Origin of the sequence: Vibrio aestuarianus (assembly GCF_028858425.1) — a bacterium.
Classification (GTDB): Bacteria; Pseudomonadota; Gammaproteobacteria; order Enterobacterales; family Vibrionaceae; genus Vibrio; species Vibrio aestuarianus.
In genome coordinates this window covers 2127825-2142096 of sequence record NZ_JAKNYQ010000001.1, presented here as the reverse complement: position 1 = coordinate 2142096, position 14272 = coordinate 2127825, and the positions used below count along the sequence as shown (strand labels likewise).

General features: G+C 43.9%; 13 protein-coding genes and 1 other annotated feature. Of the genes, 11 read left to right on the top strand and 2 right to left on the bottom strand.

Annotation, left to right across the window (positions count from 1 at the left end; translation table 11 throughout):
- The first annotated feature begins 113 nt into the window (after positions 1-113).
- Positions 114-250 (top strand) — a sequence feature (His leader region).
- 56 nt (positions 251-306) lie between these two features.
- The 8 genes from hisG (at position 307) to hisIE (ending at position 7500) form a co-directional block, all read left to right on the top strand.
- Complete coding sequence (gene hisG, locus MCT08_RS09865) at positions 307-1203, top strand: ATP phosphoribosyltransferase (RefSeq protein WP_274678334.1); 897 nt, start codon at positions 307-309, stop codon at positions 1201-1203.
- A 5-nt stretch (positions 1204-1208) separates the two neighbouring features.
- On the top strand, positions 1209-2504 hold the full coding sequence (hisD, locus tag MCT08_RS09860) for a histidinol dehydrogenase (RefSeq protein WP_053309999.1): 1296 nt from the start codon (positions 1209-1211) through the stop codon (positions 2502-2504).
- Positions 2505-2506: 2 nt separating this feature from the next.
- Positions 2507-3547, top strand: coding sequence for a histidinol-phosphate transaminase (hisC, locus tag MCT08_RS09855; protein WP_053309998.1), 1041 nt, complete (start codon positions 2507-2509; stop codon positions 3545-3547).
- Positions 3548-3663: 116 nt separating this feature from the next.
- Positions 3664-4737 carry a bifunctional histidinol-phosphatase/imidazoleglycerol-phosphate dehydratase HisB gene (gene hisB, locus MCT08_RS09850; protein WP_053309997.1) on the top strand — a complete coding sequence of 358 codons (1074 nt, stop codon included), beginning with the start codon at positions 3664-3666 and terminating at the stop codon, positions 4735-4737.
- Positions 4737-5363: an imidazole glycerol phosphate synthase subunit HisH gene (gene hisH, locus MCT08_RS09845; protein WP_274678333.1), complete on the top strand. Its 627-nt coding sequence runs from the start codon at positions 4737-4739 to the stop codon at positions 5361-5363. Before hisB ends, hisH begins: the two co-directional genes overlap by 1 nt.
- A 12-nt stretch (positions 5364-5375) precedes the next feature.
- Positions 5376-6113 (top strand): 1-(5-phosphoribosyl)-5-[(5-phosphoribosylamino)methylideneamino]imidazole-4-carboxamide isomerase, encoded by a 738-nt coding sequence (gene hisA, locus MCT08_RS09840; RefSeq protein ID WP_274675327.1) that lies wholly within the window; start codon positions 5376-5378, stop codon positions 6111-6113.
- Positions 6095-6868, top strand: coding sequence for an imidazole glycerol phosphate synthase subunit HisF (gene hisF / locus MCT08_RS09835; protein WP_053309994.1), 774 nt, complete (start codon positions 6095-6097; stop codon positions 6866-6868). Before hisA ends, hisF begins: the two co-directional genes overlap by 19 nt.
- On the top strand, positions 6865-7500 hold the full coding sequence (gene hisIE / locus MCT08_RS09830) for a bifunctional phosphoribosyl-AMP cyclohydrolase/phosphoribosyl-ATP diphosphatase HisIE (RefSeq protein WP_172532136.1): 636 nt from the start codon (positions 6865-6867) through the stop codon (positions 7498-7500). The genes hisF and hisIE overlap by 4 nt, the downstream gene beginning before the upstream one ends.
- 50 nt (positions 7501-7550) lie before the next feature.
- Here hisIE and MCT08_RS09825 read toward each other — a convergent pair whose 3' ends face one another.
- Entirely contained in the window at positions 7551-8234 is a 684-nt protein-coding gene (locus MCT08_RS09825) for a pseudouridine synthase (protein WP_274678332.1), read from the bottom strand.
- 360 nt (positions 8235-8594) lie between these two features.
- Between MCT08_RS09825 and MCT08_RS09820 the strand changes: the two genes are divergently transcribed.
- On the top strand, positions 8595-10820 hold the full coding sequence (locus MCT08_RS09820) for an NADP-dependent isocitrate dehydrogenase (protein WP_274678331.1): 2226 nt from the start codon (positions 8595-8597) through the stop codon (positions 10818-10820).
- Between the two features lie 69 nt (positions 10821-10889).
- Here MCT08_RS09820 and cspD read toward each other — a convergent pair whose 3' ends face one another.
- Positions 10890-11111 carry a cold shock domain-containing protein CspD gene (gene cspD, locus MCT08_RS09815; protein WP_053309990.1) on the bottom strand — a complete coding sequence of 74 codons (222 nt, stop codon included), beginning with the start codon at positions 11109-11111 and terminating at the stop codon, positions 10890-10892.
- Positions 11112-11593: 482 nt separating this feature from the next.
- Between cspD and clpS the strand changes: the two genes are divergently transcribed.
- Together clpS and clpA are read left to right on the top strand one after the other, a co-directional pair.
- Positions 11594-11914, top strand: coding sequence for an ATP-dependent Clp protease adapter ClpS (clpS, locus tag MCT08_RS09810; protein WP_053309989.1), 321 nt, complete (start codon positions 11594-11596; stop codon positions 11912-11914).
- Between the two features lie 42 nt (positions 11915-11956).
- A complete protein-coding gene (gene clpA / locus MCT08_RS09805) occupies positions 11957-14230 on the top strand; it encodes an ATP-dependent Clp protease ATP-binding subunit ClpA (RefSeq protein WP_053309988.1) in 2274 nt (757 codons plus the stop codon).
- Positions 14231-14272: the final 42 nt, after the last annotated feature.

Here is a 14272-nt window from a genome sequence, read left to right as displayed (position 1 = left end):
GATGAAAAAAAACTAAATTTTTGGTTGAAAAAACAGACTGGCTTAGTTAGTGTGGATGCAAGACAGTAAGCCAATCAAGGGCTCATAAGTATGCGTAATTTTGTAATGAACATTCATCACCATCATCACCCTAAATAATCTTTCGGGGAGGTGTACGCATACCCGGGAGGCAGGAAACTCTCGGTGGTTAAGTCAAAGCATTTAGATTAAAACCCTCGGGAGACCACAAATCTCCCGAGGGTTTTTTCATTTTCGGCTTAATTAAAATTCAAATAAATTCAATAAATTGTACATAGGGAAATCGTCATGCAAACACAACGCTTAAGAATCGCAATCCAGAAAAAAGGTCGCTTGAGTAAAGAGTGCCAAGACTTACTGAAAAAATGTGGTGTGAAATTTAACATCATGGGTGAGCGTTTAGTGGTTCACTCAATGAATATGCCAATTGATTTGTTACTTGTACGTGATGACGATATTCCAGGATTGGTAATGGACGGTGTCGTTGATCTGGGTTTTATCGGTGAAAACGAATTAGAAGAGGTTCGTTTAGAGCGTCTATCACAAAACAAGCCAAGCGAATTTGTACCACTACGTCGCCTTGATTTTGGTGGTTGTCGTTTATCTATTGCGATTAACAAAGATGAGCAATATAACTGTCCTCAAGATTTAGCCGGCAAACGCATTGCCACGACTTACCCGCAGCTTCTGAAAGCCTATATGGACAAGCAGGGCATTGATTTCAGTACCTGTGTGCTAACAGGCTCAGTTGAAGTCGCTCCTCGTGCTGGCTTGGCTGACGCGATTGCAGACTTGGTTTCAACGGGTGCAACATTAGAAGCTAATGGTCTTAAAGAAGCCGAGGTAATTTTCCAATCCAAAGCGACACTTATTCAACGTCAAGGTGAATTCACGGAAGACAAACAAGCACTGATCGCACGTTTACTGACGCGTATGCAAGGCGTGATTCAAGCCAAAGAATCGAAATACATCATGCTACATGCTCCTGTTGATCAATTAGAAGCAATCAAAGATCTTCTTCCTGGCGCTGAGGACCCGACGGTTCTTCCTCTGTCTGCAGAGAAAAACCGCGTGGCAGTTCATGTCGTGAGCACTGAGAATTTATTTTGGGAAACGATGGAGCGTCTTAAAGCGCTAGGTGCAAGCTCCATTCTAGTGCTACCTATCGATAAGATGATGGAGTAACCACGATGAGAACAGTTGTTTGGCAATCATTGAGTGAAACTCAACAAGATTCGATTTTGGAGCGTCCAGCCATTGCCGAAGGTGTAAACATTACCGCTGCAGTGAATGAGGTGATCGCTAAAGTGAAAGCCGACGGTGATGCGGCATTATTGGAGCTAACAGAGAAGTTTGACCGTGTAAAACCGAGCTCAATTCGAGTGTCGAGCGAAGAGATAGACGCGGCTTCAGAGCGCTTGTCTGACAAAATGAAGCAAGCATTAGAGCAGGCTTATGCCAATATTGCTAAGTTTCACAAAGCGCAGCGCCCACAGCCCATCAAAGTCGAAACGCAACCCGGTGTTGTCTGCGAGCAAGTAACGCGTCCTATCAATACTGTCGGATTATACATTCCAGGTGGCAGCGCACCACTTCCTTCTACGGTTTTGATGCTGGGTGTTCCTGCTCAAATCGCAGGTTGTCGAAAAGTCGTGCTTTGTTCACCGCCACCGATTGCGGATGAGATCCTCTATGTTGCTAAGTTATGCAATATTGATGAAGTGTATAACGTTGGTGGCGGTCAAGCGATTGCAGCAATGGCCTATGGAACAGAGTCGGTCTCTAAAGTAGACAAAATATTCGGCCCCGGTAATGCCTACGTGACAGAAGCAAAGCGCCAAGTGAGTAATGATTTTCGTGGTGCAGCCATTGATATGCCAGCGGGTCCTTCAGAAGTGCTTGTGATTGCTGATGAAACGGCCGATGCCGATTTTATTGCCGCAGACTTACTTAGCCAAGCCGAGCATGGTCCCGACTCTCAAGTGGTACTGGTAACACCATCGCCAGTAATCGCAGACCAAGTCACCGATGCGGTACAAAAGCAGCTAAAAGAGCTGTCACGTGCTGCTATCGCAGAAAAGGCGCTTGCTTCAAGTTTGATCATAATTGCCGAATCATTAACTCAAGCGGTTTCTATCTCTAACTATTACGGTCCTGAGCACTTAATTGTTCAAACGCGTAACCCGCGTGAGTTGTTGCCATTACTTGATAATGCTGGCTCAATTTTCTTAGGTGATTGGTCGCCAGAATCGGCAGGTGATTACGCCTCAGGTACAAACCATGTGCTGCCAACCTACGGCTATACACGCACTTATTCTAGCCTTGGTCTGGCCGACTTTAGTAAGCGAATGACAGTGCAAGAACTTAGCGCTGATGGGCTTCAACTGCTTGCACCAACGGTTGTAACGATGGCTGAAGCTGAAGGTTTGGATGCCCATAAACGTGCGGTAACCATTCGAGTCGAAAAATTGCAGAAGGTGAAATGATCATGGAAAAACTGGCTCGTAAACAGATTCAGGCATTAAAACCTTACCTGTCAGCTCGCCGTATTGGTGGCACAGGAGATGTTTGGCTTAACGCTAATGAATCTCCATTCAATAATGAATACAAAACAGACTTCGCACGCTTGAATCGTTATAGCGATTGCCAACCTAAAGCAATGATTGACGCTTATGCGGCTTATGCGGGAGTAAAACCTGAACAAGTACTCACTTCACGTGGTGCTGATGAAGGTATCGAGCTGTTGATCCGCGCTTTTTGTGAACCTAACGAAGACGCGATTTTATACTGTCCACCGACTTACGGTATGTATGCGATTAGCGCAGAGACCATTGGCGTCGAGCGTAAAGTTGTCCCTTTGACAGACGAGTGGCAGCTTGACTTGGATGCGATTACTGCCAATTTGGATAATGTGAAGCTCGTTTTTGTTTGTAGTCCAAATAACCCAACTGGTAATTTGGTTGAGCGTAACGACATCATTTCGCTATTGGAGATGACAAAAGATCGCGCCATTGTGGTGATGGATGAAGCATATATTGATTTTTGTCCAGAGGCATCGACCGTTGATTTATTAGCGAAATATCCGAATTTGGCAATTTTGCGCACCTTATCTAAAGCATTTGCACTGGCTGGATTGCGTTGTGGTTTTACCTTAGCCAATAAAGAATTGATCGACGTATTACAAAAAGTGATTGCTCCTTACCCTGTGCCAGTTCCTGTCGCTGAAATAGCGATTCAGGCACTGTCTGAAGCTGGTCTTGCTCGCGCTAAATTCCAAGTATTGGATCTCAATGCGAACCGTGCATATCTACAGGCTGGTTTGTATATGGTGCCTAATTTGACCGTCTATGAAGGCTGGGGCAACTATTTACTGGTGAAATTCCCAGATGGTGATGCGCTATTTAAAGCCGCCTGGGAGCACGGGATTATCTTGCGAAATTCGCCGATCCAAGACTGCGTCAGAATCAGTGTGGGTAATCGAGAAGAGTGTGAAAAAACGCTCGCGTTTATTCGTAATTATTACCAATAACCTATTGGGTATAACTTCGCCACTTTGTATAAAAACACGTTGCGACAGAGAAATAATAAACAATAAGCCTATGACGATGAATAAAACGTTATAGGTCAATAGAAAAGGATATTCCCGTGAGCAAGCAGCAAAAAATTCTCTTCATTGATCGAGATGGCACCTTAATTGTTGAGCCGCCGGTCGACTTTCAAGTGGATCGCTTAGACAAACTCAAATTCGAACCTTATGTCATCCCAAGTCTACTGGCTCTGCAAGAGGCAGGGTATAGACTGGTAATGGTGACAAACCAAGACGGGTTAGGTACCGATAGCTACCCGCAGGATGATTTTGATGCACCACATAATATGATGATGGATGTGTTTGAATCACAAGGCGTTAAATTTGATGATGTGCTGATCTGTCCACATTTCGAAAAAGATAACTGCACTTGTCGTAAGCCTAAATTGGGTATGGTTAAAGAATACCTGCAAGCGGGTAAGGTAGATTTTCAACAATCAGTTGTGATTGGCGACCGCACCACGGATCTTCAACTTGCTGAAAATATGGCGATTCGTGGCATTCAATATCACCCGCAAACCATGGGCTGGCGTGAGATTCTAAAAGCGTTAACGGTCAACGCTCGCACTGCGGAAGTAGTACGTACTACCAAGGAAACTGACATTAAGGTCGCGGTGAATTTGGATGAAAGTGGTAACAACAAAATTGAAACCGGATTGGGCTTTTTTGACCATATGCTTGATCAAATAGCAACTCACGGTGGCTTCCAACTTAAGTTGAGTGTTAATGGTGATCTACACATCGATGATCACCACACGGTTGAAGATACCGCTTTGGCGCTAGGACAAGCCTTAAAAGATGCGCTAGGTGACAAACGTGGAATTGGTCGTTTTGGTTTCTCATTACCGATGGATGAATGTTTGGCACAGTGTGCGCTCGATCTGTCAGGGCGTCCTTACCTTAAATTTGATGCAACATTCAGTCGTGAACAAGTCGGGGACCTCTCTACAGAAATGGTGTATCACTTTTTCCGCTCACTGACGGACACTTTAGCGTGCACGCTGCATCTCTCTTCAACTGGTGAGAATGATCACCACATTATTGAAAGCTTGTTTAAAGCCTTTGGTCGTACGTTACGCCAAGCGATTAGAGTAGAAGGCAATGAACTTCCTAGCAGTAAAGGGGTGCTTTAATGTCGTTAGCCAGTGAAAAACAAAAAGTTGTTATCATCGATACGGGGTGCGCCAATGTCTCTTCGGTTAAGTTTGCTATTGAACGTTTAGGTTACCCTGTCACTATATCAAGGCAACCAAGTGTAGTGCTAGCTGCAGACAAACTCTTTTTGCCAGGGGTAGGAACAGCAAGCGAAGCGATGAAAAACTTGCAAGAGCGAGAGTTGATCGCTTTGGTTAAGCAAGTTGAAAAGCCGTTACTCGGCATCTGTTTGGGGATGCAATTATTAGGCAAATTATCCGAAGAAAAAGGTCAAAAAGCCAATGAGGTAGTGGAATGCTTAGGTTTGTGTGATGGTGAAGTTCGTTTAATGGATACCGGAGATTTACCGCTGCCACATATGGGGTGGAATACGGTCAGCGCCAAAGCTGGGCACCCGCTGTTTAAAGGTATCGAAGAGGATGAGTATTTCTACTTCGTACACAGTTTTGCTATGCCAGTTGGTGAGTACACCATTGCAGCATGTGAATACGGCAAGCCTTTTACTGCCGCACTGCAAAGCGGTAACTATTATGGCGTGCAATTTCATCCAGAACGCTCATCAAAAGCAGGTTCAACGTTGATTAAGAACTTCTTGGAATTATAAAGGGAATTACACATGATTATTCCAGCATTAGATTTAATTGAAGGCCAAGTCGTTCGCTTGTTTCAAGGCGATTATGGCCAAGTCACCGAATATAAGGTCGACCCCGCAGAGCAATTTAACCTCTACCACCAAGCCGGAGCCAACTGGCTGCACCTTGTCGATTTGACTGGAGCAAAAGACACGTCAGCACGTCAGCTTGATCTGATTGCCAAACTACTTGCAAGCACTCCTGCCAATATCCAAATTGGTGGCGGAGTAAGAAATGAGCAAGATGTGGTTGATTTATTAGCCGCGGGAGCGCAACGCGTCGTGGTTGGTTCCACAGCAGTAAAACAACCTGAATTGGTCAAAGGTTGGATGGAAAAATATGGCGCAGAAAAAATTGTGCTAGCGCTTGATATCAACATTGATCAAAACGGTACACGTAAAGTGGCTATTTCAGGTTGGCAAGAAGATTCAGGTGTAACGATTGAAGCGCTGATTGACGATTATCTGACGGTGGGTTTGACACACGTATTGTGTACCGATATCTCCCGTGATGGCACGTTAACTGGCTCAAATGTTGAGTTGTATGTAGATTTGTGCAAGCAATACCCACAAGTGCAATTCCAATCATCAGGTGGAATCGGCAGTTTGGCCGATATTGAAGCGCTAAAAGGTAGTGGTGTTGCTGGTGTGATCGTCGGTAGAGCCTTACTCGATGGCAAGTTCACCGCAGAGGAGGCATTCTCATGTTGGCAAAACGCATAATCCCTTGTTTGGATGTTCGTGATGGACAAGTGGTGAAAGGGGTTCAGTTTCGCAACCACGAAATTATTGGTGATATCGTACCGCTAGCTAAACGGTATGCCGAAGAAGGCGCAGATGAGTTGGTATTTTATGATATTACCGCCTCAAGTGATGGTCGAGTCGTTGATAAAAGTTGGGTTGCACGCGTTGCTGAAGTGATTGATATTCCATTTTGTGTGGCTGGTGGTATTAAGTCGGCTGAAGATGCCGCTCGTATTTTAGAGTTTGGTGCTGATAAGGTTTCCATCAATTCCCCAGCATTAGCTAACCCACAGCTGATCACCGATTTAGCTGATAAATTTGGCGTGCAGTGCATCGTAGTTGGCATCGATTCTTACTTCGATAAAGAAACTGGTAAGTACCAAGTTTACCAATTTACTGGCGATGAAGCTCGCACCAAAGCAACAAAGTGGGAAACCCGAGATTGGGTACAAGAAGTACAAAACCGTGGTGCCGGTGAAATCGTGTTGAACATGATGAACCAAGATGGTGTGCGTAATGGCTATGATTTAGAGCAATTACAGATGGTGCGTGAAGTGTGTCGCGTACCTTTGATAGCATCGGGTGGTGCTGGTGCAATGGAGCATTTTGCGCAAGCTTATCAGCAAACCAACGTCGACGGCGCGCTCGCGGCATCAGTATTCCATAAACAGATCATCAACATTGGTGAATTGAAGCAGTATTTGAAAGCAGAAGGTGTAGAGGTAAGACGATGAGTTTTGAAGTATCGAGTGCAGCAGCACTTTCTGAACGTATTGATTGGGACAAAGTCGAAGGCTTAGTGCCAGCTATAGTGCAAGACTTTCAGTCTAGCCAAGTATTGATGATGGGTTACATGAACCAGGAGGCGCTGCAAAAAACCGCGCAAACAGGGCAGGTGACCTTCTTCTCACGAACTAAACAGCGCCTTTGGACCAAAGGTGAAACTTCAGGCAATGTATTGCAACTGAAGAATATGGCTCTTGATTGCGATAACGATACGCTGCTGGTGAAAGTGGATCCTATTGGGCCAACGTGCCACACCGGTACGACAACCTGCTGGGATGCGGACACACAAGAAGAGTCACAAATGGTGTGGCTTCATCAACTTGAGCAGCTATTGGCTGCCCGCAAGAGTGCCGACCCAGACTCCTCTTATACTGCCAGCCTTTACGCTCGTGGAACCAAGCGTATTTCGCAGAAAGTGGGCGAAGAAGGTGTTGAAGTTGCGCTTGCGGCGACGTCGGGCGATAAGGCGGAATTAGTGTGTGAATCAGCAGATTTGCTCTATCACTTGTTAGTACTGCTGCAAGACCAAGGATTATCGCTCAGTGATGTGATAAATAAGCTTAAAGAACGCCATAAATAACGAATTAAAGCCTCTTATGACAAGAGGCTTCATTTTTTGTTTGAAAAGATTTATAGAGTAATTTCTTTCCATTCGCCGGGCTGTAAATCGCCCAAGGTCATTTCTCCCAATGAATAGCGAATGAGCCGCAAAGTCGGAAAGCCAATATTGGCGGTCATTCGCCTTACTTGACGGTTTCTGCCTTCGATTATGGTGATAGCAAGCCATGTAGTAGGGATATTAGCGCGAAAACGAACTGGAGGATTACGCTCCCAAAGCTGCGGCTGTTCTATGACTTCCACAACGGCGGGGAAGGTCATCCCATCTTTTAGCTCTACACCATTACGCAGTTTATCTAAGTCAGCTTGCAGAGGCTCTCCTTCCACTTGTACCCAGTATGTCTTTGGCGATTTCGATTGCGGCTGGGTTAATTTAGCCTGCAAGATCCCATCATTGGTTAAAACCATTAATCCCTCGCTGTCTCTATCTAATCGCCCTGCGGCATAGACATCTTTAACCGGGATGAAATCAGCGAGTGTTTTGCGACCTTCGCCATCGGTAAACTGGCTCAAGGTATCGTAAGGTTTGTTGAAGATAATGATTTTGCGTTCGGAAATTGAAACACGTTTTTTAGTGTGATCTGCGGGTGCTTTTGCAGCCACCGGACGCCTTTTTTGCTGGCCACGCTGTTTTAAATTAGAAGAACGAGAAGATCGAGATGAAGAGGAGAAATCACTGCGCAAGCGGGATGACATGTTAACTACCTTGCAAAAATGTAAATGAACTGTGTTTGAAAGTTTTCTGAACTTTGGATTTAGGCTATCATTTGCGCGCCAAAAAAGCGGATTGATGCACAAGATAATAGACTATTATCTCCGTTTTGTTTAATTATACTGAAGTCACTCGATTTTCATTTGGTTATTATTGTCAATGAGTGAAGCGGAGACTTTCACTCAGCGAGCAAAATCGAATCATGCTCAACGAAATTCGATGCAATATTCAAAAGAGTAACACGATCGTGATCTAGCTATGTGGATGCACTACTAGTTAGACGCAGACATTCATACAGCGTTATTTTATCCAGTAACGCTGTGAGTAAAAAATAGGGAAATTTCATGCCTACAGAAAAGCCTACAATTATCTATACCATTACTGACGAAGCACCAGCATTAGCAACGTATTCATTATTGCCGATTATTCAATCTTTTACCGCATCGTCAGGCATCAACGTTGATACTCGAGATATCTCACTGGCAGGGCGTATCATTGCTAGCTTCCCTGAGCATTTAAAAGAAGAACAGCGTATTGGCGATGCATTGGCTGAGCTAGGCGAACTGGCGACCAAGCCAGAAGCAAATATTATTAAGTTGCCAAACATTTCAGCATCAGTACCTCAACTCAAAGCGGCGATTAAAGAACTGCAGGCGAAAGGGTACGCTCTGCCAAATTATCCTGAAGAGCCAAGTACTTACGAAGAAGAAGCCATTAAAGCAACTTACGATAAAATTAAAGGCAGTGCAGTAAACCCAGTGTTGCGTGAAGGCAACTCAGACCGTCGTGCGCCACTTTCAGTAAAAAATTACGCTAAGAAAAACCCACATTCAATGGGAGCTTGGTCTGCACAATCTAAGTCGCATGTTTCAAGCATGGAAGAAAAAGATTTCTTTGGTACAGAGAAGTCGGTCACCATCAAGGGTGATACGCAAGTTAAGATCGAGTTTGTTGGTAATGATGGTACAACTAAAGTTCTAAAGAAAGACTTTGCACTGTTAGATAAAGAAATTATTGATGCCTCAGTGTTAAGCAAAACCGCCTTGGTTGAGTTTTTTGAGAAAGAAATTGCAACAGCTAAACAGCAAGATGTATTGCTTTCTTTGCATATGAAAGCAACCATGATGAAAGTGTCTGATCCGGTTATTTTTGGTCATGCGGTTAAAGTTTACTACCAAGACGTATTTGCAAAATATGGTGATCTTTTTGACAGCTTAGGCGTGGATGTAAACAATGGGTTAGGTGATGTTTACGCGAAAATCCAATCCCTTCCTCAAGCACAGAAAGAAGAAATTGAAGCAGCAATTGAGGCCGTTTACGCAACACAGCCACCGCTTGCGATGGTAGATTCTGATCGTGGTATTACTAATTTGCACGTACCAAGCGATATTATTGTCGATGCTTCTATGCCTGCTATGCTGCGTTCTTCAGGTCAAATGTGGGGACCAGACGGTAAGCAAAAAGATACTAAAGCGATGATTCCAGACCGCTGCTATGCAGGTGTTTATCAAACCGTTATTGATTTTTGTAAGCAGCATGGCGCGTTTGATCCAACGACCATGGGCAGTGTGCCAAACGTTGGTTTGATGGCTCAAAAAGCAGAAGAATACGGCTCTCATGATAAGACTTTTATTCTTGATGCCGCAGGTTCTGTACGCGTAGTGGATACTTCAGGTAAGGTTTTACTTGAACAAAGTGTAGAAGAGGGTGATATCTTCCGCATGTGTCAGGTTAAAGATGCACCAATTCAAGATTGGGTGAAATTGGCTGTGACTCGTGCCCGTGCGACGGGAGTTCCTGCTATTTTCTGGCTTGATGAGCAGCGTGCACACGATCGTGAGCTAATTAAAAAAGTAAAACTTTATTTAGCTGACCACGATACATCAGGCTTAGATATTCAAATTTTGTCACCTGTAGAAGCAACACAGTTTACGCTTGTGCGCCTTAAAGAGGGCAAGGATACCATCTCTGTAACCGGTAATGTGCTGCGCGATTACTTAACGGATCTTTTCCCGATTCTAGAGTTAGGAACGTCAGCAAAAATGTTGTCTATCGTTCCTTTAATGAACGGTGGTGGCTTATTTGAAACAGGCGCTGGTGGTTCTGCTCCAAAACACGTACAGCAAGTGGAAAAAGAGAACCATTTACGCTGGGATTCTTTGGGTGAGTTCTTAGCATTAGCGGCTTCTTTAGAGCATTTGAGTATCGTAACTGGTAATGCAAAAGCAAAAGTTCTTGCTGACGCTCTAGATAAAGCGACAGGTAAATTTCTAGATATGAATAAGTCGCCTTCTCGCAGAGTGCGCGAGTTAGATAACCGCGGTAGTCACTATTATTTGGCGACTTACTGGGCGGAGGCTTTGGCTCAGCAAAGCGATGATGCTGAATTAGCAGCAGAATTTGCTCCAGTTGCGGAGAAACTGGTGGCAAACGAACAAGCGATTATTGCTGAGCTAAACGGAGCTCAGGGTATCGCGGGTGACCTTGGTGGTTATTATTTGCCAGTGTTTGAAAAAGCGTCGGCCTTAATGCGTCCAAGTAAAACGTTGAATGACATTATTGGTGCATAACGCGAATCCACAATCAACAAAACCCGCCAACTGGCGGGTTTTTTAATCAAATACACGTATTGGCAGCGATTATTTTGCGAGTTGACCTTCAATGGGAACAACAGCGCTAGCGTGATATCCTTTAGGGCCTTCTTCAACTTCATAAGAAACTTGTTGCCCCGCTTTAAGCGTGCGATAGCCTTCCATTTGAATTGTTGAGTAATGAGCAAAAATATCGGAATCTTCACCTTCTGGGCAGATAAACCCAAATCCTTTTGCGTTGTTAAACCATTTAACTGTACCTGTAGCCATGCTTTACATCCTTAATTGCATTTTAGTTACTGATGTTATTGACGAGACACCTATCCAAAAATGTGACTCTATCAGTGAATATCAATTCAGACGCTGCCAAATTTTTAGTCACTAATTGACCAATGTAGCCAATGATTTCGCTCAGTCAATAGGCAAAATGTATAATATTCGACATATTTGCAAACAAATCACTTTTAAGCATTACATTTCCGTAACGAACAAAAGCAGGGTAAGTCCATAAATTTTTAATATAGATGGTGTATTTCTGCTGTAATTTTAGCCAATTACATCTAGGCTCGATCTGAATAGCAATGTTTTATTTGCAGCGATACAATTGCTGCATTAGTCTTTAACTAAGGGTTGTTTTTCAACTGTGTCGAAAACATTTACTGATGTGAACGGCAAAACAGTTACTGAGAGGCACAACGGTTACACTATGCAGAGAACACTCTAAGTAGAGAAACACTCTAAATGCGGTCATCATGAGTAAAAATTTTGAATGGGTGACTCCAGACTCAGATCTTCTGGAGCGTGAGAAGACAGCCATTAAGCCACCGGCAATGTACAACGTAATCCTTAACAATGACGATTACACGCCGATGGACTTTGTGATTGAAATCCTTGAGCGATTCTTCTCACTAGATATTGAAAAAGCAACGCAAGTCATGCTCAAGGTACATTATGAAGGGAAAGCAGTTTGTGGCACATACAGTGCTGAAATTGCAGAGACCAAGGTAGCGCAAGTTACTTTGTACTCAAAGGAAAATGAGCATCCACTACTTTGTACTATGGAGCAAGCTTAATCATTTGCTTGCACGACAAAGTAGATCCTTAAGGAGGTACTTATGCTTAATAAAGAACTAGAGTCGAGTCTAAACGGCGCGTTCGCTCGAGCGCGAGACAAAAGACATGAATTCATGACCGTCGAGCACCTCCTACTCGCATTATTAGAAAATGATGCAGCCAGAGAGGCATTATTAGCCTGTCAAGCGGATTTGGATGCGTTGCGCCAAGAGCTTGATATTTTTATCGATCAAACGACTCCTCTTATTCCCGAAAGCGACGAAAGTCGAGAAACTCAACCAACACTCAGTTTTCAACGTGTTCTTCAGCGAGCTGTGTTTCATGTCCAATCATCTGGTCGCAATGAAGTCACCGGAGCGAATGTATTAGTCGCGATTTTTAGCGAGCAAGAATCTCACGCTGCTTACCTATTGAAGAAAAACGATATCAGCCGGTTAGATATTGTGAATTACATTTCACATGGCATTACAAAAACGTCTGGTGCCAATGGTGAAGATTCGGCATCTTCAGAATCATTTGGCAGTGAAGCTGCTGAAGAGGTTGGTTCTGATGAACGTTTAGAAAGTTTTGCCAGTAATTTAAACCAGCTTGCAAAACAAGGTTTGATTGACCCACTGATTGGTCGTGATAAAGAACTTGAACGTACCATTCAAGTGCTTTGTCGTCGTCGCAAAAATAACCCATTGCTAGTGGGTGAAGCCGGTGTCGGTAAAACGGCGATTGCTGAAGGTCTTGCTTGGAGAATAGTTGAAGGGCAGGTGCCTGAGATTATTCAAAATAGTATTATTTACTCTTTGGATATCGGTTCACTTTTAGCGGGAACAAAATATCGCGGTGATTTTGAAAAGCGTTTCAAAACCATATTAAAACAGCTTGAAAAAGAAGAGGATGCAATACTCTTTATCGATGAAATCCACACGATTATTGGTGCGGGGGCAGCTTCTGGTGGCCAAGTTGATGCGGCTAACTTAATTAAACCATTACTCAGTAGTGGCAAGTTGCGCTGTATTGGTTCAACGACGTATCAGGAGTACAACAATATTTTTGAGAAAGAACGTGCTTTGTCTCGTCGATTCCAAAAAATTGATGTGGTGGAACCATCACTGGACGATACCACTAAAATCTTGATGGGCTTGAAGCCCAAATACGAAGCACACCATGAAGTTCGTTATACCAATAAAGCATTACGCGCAGCGGTAGAGCTCTCGGCTAAATACATTAATGAACGTCATTTACCAGATAAGGCGATTGACGTTATTGATGAAGCGGGTGCACGTTCCAGACTGGCTCCTGCAAGTCGTCGTAAGAAAACGGTCGGTGTCGCAGACATCGAGGCCATGGTGGCGAGAATGGCGCGTATCCCAGAGAAATCCGTATCCTCTTCTGATAAAGATACTCTGCAAAACCTTGATCAAAAAATGAAAATGCTGGTTTTTGGTCAAGATCCTGCTATTGATGTTTTGAGTGAAGCGATCAAGCTATCCCGTGCAGGTCTTGGAGCCGAGAACAAACCGGTTGGTTCGTTTCTGTTTGCAGGCCCGACTGGGGTTGGTAAAACAGAAGTGACGGTTCAGTTGTCTAAATTGTTGGGTATCGAACTACTGCGTTTTGATATGTCTGAATATGGTGAACGCCATTCAGTTAGCCGATTGATTGGCGCACCTCCGGGTTACGTTGGCTATGACCAAGGCGGACTGTTAACGGATGCGGTGATTAAACATCCTCATTCAGTGGTGTTGTTGGATGAGATTGAAAAAGCGCACCCAGATATCTTTAACTTGTTATTACAAGTAATGGATAATGGCACGCTGACAGATAACAATGGACGCAAAGCAGATTTTCGTAATGTTATTTTAGTGATGACGACCAACGCTGGTGTAGCGGAAACGGTGAAAAAATCCATTGGCTTGATTCAGCAAGACAACAGTTTTGATGCCATGGCTGAAATTAAGAAAGTCTTCACCCCAGAATTCCGTAACCGTCTAGATAACATCATCTGGTTTAATAGCTTAGATGAGCGTGTGATTCACCAGGTGGTTGATAAGTTTATTGTTGAGCTGCAAGCACAACTCGATGCGAGAGGCGTCTCTTTGGAGGTTTCAGAAGATGCTCGTCATTGGTTAGCAACCTTGGGTTACGACAAGGAGATGGGTGCTCGTCCGATGGGGCGTGTGATTCAAGATAAATTGAAAAAACCTCTAGCTAATGAACTGTTGTTTGGCTCATTGGTTGAAGGTGGTACCGTTAAAGTCGATTTTGAGGGTGATGAACTCAAGTTTAAATACATTGGTTCACGTGAGGAAGCGGTGCACTAATGCGGCATAGTCTTTAGGAAAGTAGCAATGCTTTCCTATTGA

Bases quoted from the DNA above. Each gene is read 5' to 3' on its own strand.
- hisG (WP_274678334.1), top strand. From the start codon at position 307: ATGCAAACACAACGCTTAAGAATCGCAATCCAGAAAAAAGGTCGCTTG.
- hisD (WP_053309999.1), top strand. From the start codon at position 1,209: ATGAGAACAGTTGTTTGGCAATCATTGAGTGAAACTCAACAAGATTCG.
- hisC (WP_053309998.1), top strand. From the start codon at position 2,507: ATGGAAAAACTGGCTCGTAAACAGATTCAGGCATTAAAACCTTACCTG.
- hisH (WP_274678333.1), top strand. From the start codon at position 4,737: ATGTCGTTAGCCAGTGAAAAACAAAAAGTTGTTATCATCGATACGGGG.
- hisA (WP_274675327.1), top strand. From the start codon at position 5,376: ATGATTATTCCAGCATTAGATTTAATTGAAGGCCAAGTCGTTCGCTTG.
- hisF (WP_053309994.1), top strand. From the start codon at position 6,095: ATGTTGGCAAAACGCATAATCCCTTGTTTGGATGTTCGTGATGGACAA.
- hisIE (WP_172532136.1), top strand. From the start codon at position 6,865: ATGAGTTTTGAAGTATCGAGTGCAGCAGCACTTTCTGAACGTATTGAT.
- MCT08_RS09825 (WP_274678332.1), bottom strand. From the start codon at position 8,234: ATGTCATCCCGCTTGCGCAGTGATTTCTCCTCTTCATCTCGATCTTCT.
- MCT08_RS09820 (WP_274678331.1), top strand. From the start codon at position 8,595: ATGCCTACAGAAAAGCCTACAATTATCTATACCATTACTGACGAAGCA.
- cspD (WP_053309990.1), bottom strand. From the start codon at position 11,111: ATGGCTACAGGTACAGTTAAATGGTTTAACAACGCAAAAGGATTTGGG.
- clpS (WP_053309989.1), top strand. From the start codon at position 11,594: ATGAGTAAAAATTTTGAATGGGTGACTCCAGACTCAGATCTTCTGGAG.
- clpA (WP_053309988.1), top strand. From the start codon at position 11,957: ATGCTTAATAAAGAACTAGAGTCGAGTCTAAACGGCGCGTTCGCTCGA.